This window comes from Prevotella sp. MGM2, from assembly GCF_002933955.1.
In the GTDB taxonomy this organism is placed as follows: domain Bacteria; phylum Bacteroidota; class Bacteroidia; order Bacteroidales; family Bacteroidaceae; genus Alloprevotella.
In genome coordinates, this window is the sequence record NZ_BEWW01000090.1 from 1 (window position 1) to 5,847 (window position 5,847).

The 5,847-nt window shown below is 47.4% G+C and carries 6 protein-coding genes; all 6 read left to right on the forward strand.

From position 1 onward, the window contains the following. The first annotated feature begins 193 nt into the window (after positions 1 to 193). Positions 194 to 1,423, forward strand: coding sequence for a sigma-54-dependent Fis family transcriptional regulator (locus C5S62_RS02020; protein WP_104403846.1), 1,230 nt, complete (start codon positions 194 to 196; stop codon positions 1,421 to 1,423). Beyond that, positions 1,410 to 1,964, forward strand: coding sequence for an LptE family protein (lptE, locus tag C5S62_RS02025; protein WP_104403847.1), 555 nt, complete (start codon positions 1,410 to 1,412; stop codon positions 1,962 to 1,964). Before C5S62_RS02020 ends, lptE begins: the two co-directional genes overlap by 14 nt. An 86-nt stretch (positions 1,965 to 2,050) precedes the next feature. Further along, entirely contained in the window at positions 2,051 to 2,821 is a 771-nt protein-coding gene (locus tag C5S62_RS02030) for a tetratricopeptide repeat protein (protein WP_104403848.1), read from the forward strand. Then, positions 2,814 to 3,140 (forward strand): preprotein translocase subunit SecG, encoded by a 327-nt coding sequence (secG, locus tag C5S62_RS02035; protein ID WP_104403849.1) that lies wholly within the window; start codon positions 2,814 to 2,816, stop codon positions 3,138 to 3,140. Before C5S62_RS02030 ends, secG begins: the two co-directional genes overlap by 8 nt. 152 nt (positions 3,141 to 3,292) lie before the next feature. Beyond that, on the forward strand, positions 3,293 to 4,609 hold the full coding sequence (locus tag C5S62_RS02040; RefSeq protein ID WP_104403850.1) for a UDP-glucose/GDP-mannose dehydrogenase family protein: 1,317 nt from the start codon (positions 3,293 to 3,295) through the stop codon (positions 4,607 to 4,609). 30 nt (positions 4,610 to 4,639) lie between these two features. Further along, positions 4,640 to 5,206: a DUF308 domain-containing protein gene (locus C5S62_RS02045; protein ID WP_104403851.1), complete on the forward strand. Its 567-nt coding sequence runs from the start codon at positions 4,640 to 4,642 to the stop codon at positions 5,204 to 5,206. Positions 5,207 to 5,847: the final 641 nt, after the last annotated feature.

Sequence of the window (5,847 nt, forward strand, 5' to 3'; positions counted from 1 at the left end):
TAATACGTTTGCCGGGGGAAAGCAAATTGTGTTAAAATCATAAGCGGAGTGCATTCTTGTGAGAACCGGCAACGGAATGCGCGTTCTTAGCTGTAAGGCTGGTAAGGCGTGAGCTTTTCAAACTCTCTGCCGGCGTTTGGGCGGCATATTGCAGTTTTTTTTGTAACTTTGCCCTAAGTTTCGCTTTTTCGGTATGGATACTTCTGAACTTCAACGCATCAAACAACGTTATGGCATCGTGGGCAACGATGAAGGCCTGAACCGTGCCTTGGAAATAGCTCTCAAGATTGCTCCGGTGGATTTGTCGGTGCTCATTACCGGCGAAAACGGGGTGGGCAAGGAGATTTTTCCGCGTGTCATACATGACCACAGTCTGCGCAAGGGAAAAAAATATCTGGCTGTGAACTGTGGTGCCATTCCTGAGGGAACGATAGACTCCGAACTCTTCGGGCATGAGAAAGGCGCTTTCACCGGTGCTGTGGAGCGGCGCGAAGGTTATTTTGCCGTGGCGGGCGGAGGAACGCTCTTTCTCGACGAAGTAGGCGAGTTGCCTCTTTCCACCCAGTCGCGCCTGTTGCGCGTACTCGAAACCGGAGAGTTTATTCCCGTGGGGGCCAGTGAGGTGCGCCGCACCGATGTGCGTATTGTGGCTGCCACCAACGTTAATATGGAAAAGGCCATAGCTGACGGCAAGTTTCGCGAAGACCTTTATTATCGTCTCAATTCCGTTTCCATATCCGTGCCGCCTTTGCGCCGCCGTGGCGATGATGTTGTCCTGCTCTTCCGCAAGTTTGCTCTCGAAATGAGCGAAAAATACAAAATGCCCCCTGTGCGCCTTGATGAATCCGCTCAGAAAATGCTGGTAGCCTATGCCTGGCCCGGCAACGTGAGGCAACTCAAAAATGTAGCTGAGAACATGTCGGTCACTTCCGAAGTGCGTGCCATTACGTCCGATATCCTGCAGCGCTACCTGCCCGAAGAACGCCGCCACAATCAGGTTGTGGCCGTAGCTCCGGCATCAGGCAAACACAGCTTTGAGAACGAGCGCGAAATACTTTATCAGATTCTCTTCGACCTGCGGCGCGACGTGAGTGAGTTGAAAAAAATTATCCGTGAAAACAATCTGGCCTCACATCCGGCGTCGCATGCTCCGGCTGGGGCCAATGGTTTGCCGCTCTTCGGAGCCGATGGTTCACGTTTTGGAGCCGACAGTTACGAAGCTCCCATTTTTGAGGCTGAGGAAATAAAAGAAAGCGAAACCGCCGAATTGCCTCCTGCCGGTGTTTCACTGGAAGAGGTGGAGCGGCAGTCCATCTTGGCCGCGTTGACGCGTAACGGCGGCAACCGCCGCCTGGCTGCCGGACAGTTAGGCATTTCTGAACGTACGCTCTACCGGAAAATAAAAGAATATGGTTTGGAATAAAAATAACATCCTGAAGAAAAAATGGAGTAAAGCCATGCGGGGATTCTGCCGGACGCTCAGTCTTTTGGTCTTTGCGGCCTTTGCGGCATGCAGCGTGAGCTATAAGTTTACCGGTACCCGGATCAATTATGACCTCATAAAGTCTATCCGTATCGACAATGTGCCCAATCGCGCTCCCTATGGCTGGGCCCCGATGGAGGCGATGTTCAACAACAAACTTCAGGATCTTTATGCCAATCAAACCCGGCTGAAACTCGTTAAACGTGGCGGCGATCTGCACATAGCGGGCGAGATAATCGGTTACGACCAGTTCAATAAATCCATCTCCGCCGATGGACTTTCCTCACAGGTTCAGCTCCGGATGACCGTTAACATCCGCTTTACCAATGCTAAAACCAACGAAAGCTGGGAGCGGAAGTTTACAGCCACTTCGCAGTATGACGCCAAACAGCAATTGGCTAGCGTGCAGGAGCAACTTGTCAGTGAAATGGTCAGAGACCTCTGTGACCAGATATTTAATGCCACCGTTGCCGACTGGTAGCGATGGTTTCCGTCCGTGTCCGCTGGTGCGGGTGCGGCAAGTAATTCTAATACGGCTACGGCCGGCCCTAAAAGAAATATTTAAACATGTCCCCAGCAATAGCCGAACTGATAGGACACCCCGAACTACTCAACAAGGATACCCTCTACGAGTTGCGAGAACTCGTAGCGCGTTATCCTTGTTTTCAGGCGGCACGGATATTGTTCCTGCAAAATCTTTTCATACTCCACGACGCCTCATTCGGCGAGGAACTGCGGCGTGCGGCGCTTTTTGTGCCCGATCGCAAGGTACTCTTCGACATGGTGGAAGGCATGAACTATGAAATACGCATCAGTCAGGAAGAGAAAAATCAGGAAAGCGCGGTTTCCGACGGAGACCGCACAACATCGCTCATCGATAAATTTCTCAATATCGGGAAACCTGCCGATGATATGCCGCAACCACGCAGAAAACTCACTGTTGCCGATGCCACTACTGACTATATGGCCTTCCTTTTGCAGATGGATGATATAGAACCGGAAAAAGAACACCCGGCAACAGAACCGCGTTTGCAGCGGAGTGACCGGCTTATCGACGGATTTATAGAGAACAAGCCGGAGCGTATCGTCCTGCAGGACAAACCTCAATACGTTCCCGAGATGAACGGCAACGGGGCGGATGAAACTGACGAAGAGGATTATTTCACCGAAACTCTGGCGAAAATATACATCAAACAGGGACGTTATGAAAAAGCCGTTGAAATTATACAGCGGTTACACTTGAATTATCCAAAAAAAAATCGTTACTTTGCAGACCAGATAAGATTCTTGCAGAAGTTGATTATAAACAAAAAACATAATAAAGAAGAAAATGTATAGCGTATTCGTTATTTTGGCCGTGGTTGTGGCCGTACTTTTGGCATTCATTGTGCTCATTCAAGAATCTAAGGGCGGTGGCCTTGCGTCGAGTTTCGCTTCTTCCAATCAGATTATGGGTGTGCGAAAAACTACAGATATGGTAGAAAAGGCCACATGGACATTGGCCGCCCTTTTGGTGGTATTCAGTATTTGCTCGGTGTTCGCCCTTCCTCGCACATCACATGAGAGCGTAACCATTGACATGAAAACAGTTCCGGCGCCAGCGGCAACTCAAGCTCCCGCTGCTAGTCAGAATGCTCCGGCACCGGCTCAGAACTAAAGTTAGCTCTTTGATAGAGAACTGACGATTTCTTATTAATCGGCAGTTGACAATTGTCTTATGACAGCATCATGATATGCCGCCAATTGTCAACTGCCCTTTTTTCATTAAAGGACTTCCCAGCGGCTTTGTCCGTATAAAAATGACAGCCAATGAAAATAGCAATAGTAGGTACAGGATATGTCGGACTGGTTTCTGGCGCTTGTTTCGCTGAGATGGGCGTTGAAGTGACTTGTGTTGACATTGACCGGGAAAAGATAGAGAATCTTCGTCAAGGACAAATACCGATTTACGAACCGGGATTGGAAGAAATGGTTGTACGCAATTATCGCGAAGGCCGCCTGCGCTTCACTACCCGCCTCTCTGATTGTCTGAATGACGTAGAGGCCGTTTTTTGCGCCGTTGGCACACCTCCCGATGAAGATGGCAGTGCAGATCTTTCCTATGTATTGGCGGTAGCGCATGAAGTGGGAGCCAATATGGAAAACTATCTTGTTGTCGTGACGAAGAGTACAGTGCCTGTCGGTACGGCTGAAAAAGTGAAAGCCGCTATCAGGGAAGAGCTTGATAAGCGCGGAGTTGATATAGAGTTTGACGTGGCTTCCAATCCGGAGTTTTTGAAAGAAGGTGCCGCAGTCAAGGATTTCATGTCGCCTGACCGTGTGGTGGTAGGAGTAGAGAGCAGTCGTGCGCGAGAACTCATGACGCGTCTTTATTCTCCTTTCATGCTCAATAACTTCCGCGTTATTTTTACGGATATACCTTCGGCTGAAATGATAAAGTATGCCGCCAATTCCATGTTGGCTACGCGAATATCTTTCATGAATGACATCGCTAATCTTTGCGAACTGGTCGGGGCGGATGTTTCGATGGTTCGTAAAGGCATAGGATCGGATTCGCGTATCGGTTCAAAGTTCCTTTATCCAGGCTGTGGATATGGGGGGTCATGCTTTCCTAAGGATGTAAAGGCACTAATCAAAACGGCCGAGCAGAATGGTTATTCTATGCGGGTGTTGAAAGCTGTGGAGGAAGTTAATGAGATGCAGAAGTCCGTCCTGTTTGATAAGTTAAGGAACTATTACCAAGGCCAACTTTCGGGAAAGACTATCGCTTTGTGGGGATTGGCCTTTAAGGCTGAGACCGATGATATGCGTGAGGCTACCTCGTTGGTGACCATAGACCGTCTGCTGAAGGCCGGCTGTGAGGTACGTGTGTATGATCCTGTTGCAATAGGCGAATGCCGTCGCCGGTTGGGCGATGCTATCGTTTATGCCAAGGATATGTATGATGCTGTTTTGGGGGCAGACGGACTCCTCCTCTTGACCGAATGGAAACAGTTCCGTCTGCCGTCTTGGGAAGTGGTGCGCCGCTCCATGCGTGCTCCCATTATTTTTGACGGACGTAACATTTATGATCCGGAGGAATTGAAACGTATAGGGTTTGATTATTATTCTATAGGTCGCCGGTAAGGCAAGGTAATAACAAGAGAAGGTTTAATTATGAAAAGATTTCTTCAAAGTGTGATAGCCCGTGCCTGTTGTGTTTCTTTAGTGGGAATTTCACTTATTGTTTTTTCTCAGAGTATAGCCAGATGGATGATTATGGTCGGCGGTTTGCTGTTCATCATTCCAGGTTTGGTTTCGCTTATCGGTTTCTTCCGTCGCGATTCAGAGGGCCGTGGTGTTATGCTTTATCCGCTTGTGGCTGCAGGTAGTATTCTTTTCGGGGTGATATTGCTGATTTGGCCGGATTTGTTTAAGGAAGCCATGATATACATTCTTGTCGGTATGTTGATGTTGGCCGCGGCTACACAGAGTTATTCTTTGTGGCGGATTCACCGGAGTGGTGTTCGTCTTTCCGGTTTGTATCATTTGGTTCCCGCTTTGGAGCTGGCTGCCGGCCTGTATGTCATATTGGCTAAGAATGAGGCAATAGTACCCGGTCTGCCCGTTATCATTGTAGGAAGTGGCTTCATCCTGTACGCTTTGTTGGAGTTTTGGACAGTCTATTTGGTGAGGAAATCAAATATTGGCTCTGATAATACAGTGGTTCAGCGAGAAAACTGAACCGGCATTGCAGCCGTTTTTTTGAAACATCATTTCGTTGTATATGGAATGATAATGAATAATTGCCTGATGTGTGTTGAATCAATGACATCAGGCAATTGTTTTTTTAATAGTTGTTAGTCTGAGTGGATGGCATGTATGACCGTTTTGTTCTTTTGGGAATTAACATATTTAACTTTCCGCAACATTTCGAAGTGTTAAAGAATAGGTTGAAAGTAGTGAGAATAGAAAAGTCCGTATTAGAATTTTAACACGAATACTTGGAGTTTCAACTGCGATACGGGGAATTTAAGGAAATAATACGGCAAAAAATGGCGTGAAAGTGCCTTGAAAATATGGAAAAATCGGGACTTCTCTGTGGAGAGCCCCGATTCTCTGTTACAAAGATATTGTATTTTCCACAGGAAAGCAAATTGTGTTAAAATTGAGATGCGCTTCCCAAAAACTCTCATGGTAAAATAGGATGCACCCCTTTGGAACTTTTCGATGAAAACATGGAAGTAGAGCTGTACACTACCCATTTTCAGAACTTTGCATTAAATAATGCATACCATAGCTTTAATTTTTGATTTCACTTTTTGGAATACTTTTGGGTCAAGCCGAAAACACGGTGCATGAATTTTGAGAAAAGTGTTAAATTT

Coding starts and splice junctions, on each gene's coding strand:
- C5S62_RS02045 (WP_104403851.1), top strand. CDS start 4,640: ATGAAAAGATTTCTTCAAAGTGTGATAGCCCGTGCCTGTTGTGTTTCT.
- secG (WP_104403849.1), top strand. CDS start 2,814: ATGTATAGCGTATTCGTTATTTTGGCCGTGGTTGTGGCCGTACTTTTG.
- C5S62_RS02040 (WP_104403850.1), top strand. CDS start 3,293: ATGAAAATAGCAATAGTAGGTACAGGATATGTCGGACTGGTTTCTGGC.
- C5S62_RS02020 (WP_104403846.1), top strand. CDS start 194: ATGGATACTTCTGAACTTCAACGCATCAAACAACGTTATGGCATCGTG.
- lptE (WP_104403847.1), top strand. CDS start 1,410: ATGGTTTGGAATAAAAATAACATCCTGAAGAAAAAATGGAGTAAAGCC.
- C5S62_RS02030 (WP_104403848.1), top strand. CDS start 2,051: ATGTCCCCAGCAATAGCCGAACTGATAGGACACCCCGAACTACTCAAC.